At 52.4% G+C, this 1,184-nt stretch carries 1 protein-coding gene and 1 pseudogene; one reads left to right on the top strand and one right to left on the bottom strand.

Features of this window, described 5'->3' with window-relative positions; translation table 11 throughout:
• Positions 1–60: 60 nt before the first annotated feature.
• Entirely contained in the window at positions 61–525 is a 465-nt protein-coding gene (locus HMPREF2993_RS00200) for a CPBP family glutamic-type intramembrane protease (RefSeq protein ID WP_070700323.1), read from the bottom strand.
• 398 nt (positions 526–923) lie between these two features.
• Here HMPREF2993_RS00200 and HMPREF2993_RS12920 point away from each other — a divergent pair.
• Positions 924–1,129: pseudogene (locus HMPREF2993_RS12920) on the top strand (IS256 family transposase); the annotation flags it as partial.
• Between the last annotated feature and the right edge of the window lie 55 nt (positions 1,130–1,184).

The following is a 1,184-nucleotide window of genomic DNA, read 5'->3' on the forward strand; positions in this document are numbered from 1 at the left end:
CCCGCCAGCAATCCGATACATATGTTAAGGGCAGCATGTAAGACTGAGCACTCAATGACGCTACCGGAGCGAAATCTCACCGCGCCAAGTATCCACCCACCTGAGGAATTGAACCGGAAGTACGGGCCACAGATGAGCATCAAAGCCCAACAACACCAAATGTGGCAAAAGAAAAAGAGTCGCCTGAAAAGTGTTTCCCGCCCACAATCCCCAACGCCGAAGAAGTAAACCCCCGAGAAATCCGCGGAAGAAAAGCTCTTCGCCTGCAGCCCTTAGAATCGCGGCAACACTTACCCCTTGAACAAAAACGACGCCCGGCATGCCGAGACTATCCGTAGATACAAGACGGATACCAAGATAACCTAATCCAAGCAGCACAGGGAACAAGATGACACTTAAAGCTGCTGCCTGCAGGTTTCCCCAGCGCCAACCCACATTTGCCCGAGCTCGAGACACCCCGATTGACCCGCGTCGGACAAGGATATAGAGCACTGAAGGGGCAAGGAAGAAAAGAAACTCAACCATTTTTCTAGTCCTTTAACGCGAACCGGCGAAGCAACGCGACCCTAAAATACTCGCGCTTCTCATTCTACGATTCACTGTGAGAATGGGACTGAGCAACATTGGTGGGGTAAGTAATGCCACCCTAGCAAATTGGCTCCAGGTATCGATATAAGCAACGGCTCGGGGGGTTCGTGTGGAATCAGAAATAGACTTTCAATGGCTTAAGGGACATTTCGTGTGGATAGATCGATGTGGATTACTGGAACAGCCTGGGATAATGCCTTGATCTTGATTTGGAATCGGTTCCAACGGGCCGATCTGTGAAATCAACACCGAATAACACTAGGTCTGTGGTAGGTAAGCCGCAGCTGGTGCAGTTAGGTCAATTCTGTTAGGTCAATTCCTATGGCGACTTCCGCACTGAAGCCCCTGTACCTCCACTGGGGCTAGCCAGGCATCAAGACTTCGGCCGCAATTGGGGAGAGCGGCATACGCGGCCTGGGCAAAAGAAGAACTCACACGACGCGGCCACCCCGACGGGCGACCTGCCACATTCGATACCGGCATCGACAATGAGTGGAACCCCAGCTTAGGCATAAGAAAAGGCTGGGCCGGACGCTCCTAAATCCACACGAAATGTCCCTTAGCGCGACACGCCGCAAATCCACACGAAATGTCCC

Origin of the sequence: Corynebacterium sp. HMSC068G04 (genome assembly GCF_001814885.1) — a bacterium.
GTDB lineage: Bacteria > Actinomycetota > Actinomycetes > Mycobacteriales > Mycobacteriaceae > Corynebacterium > Corynebacterium hiratae.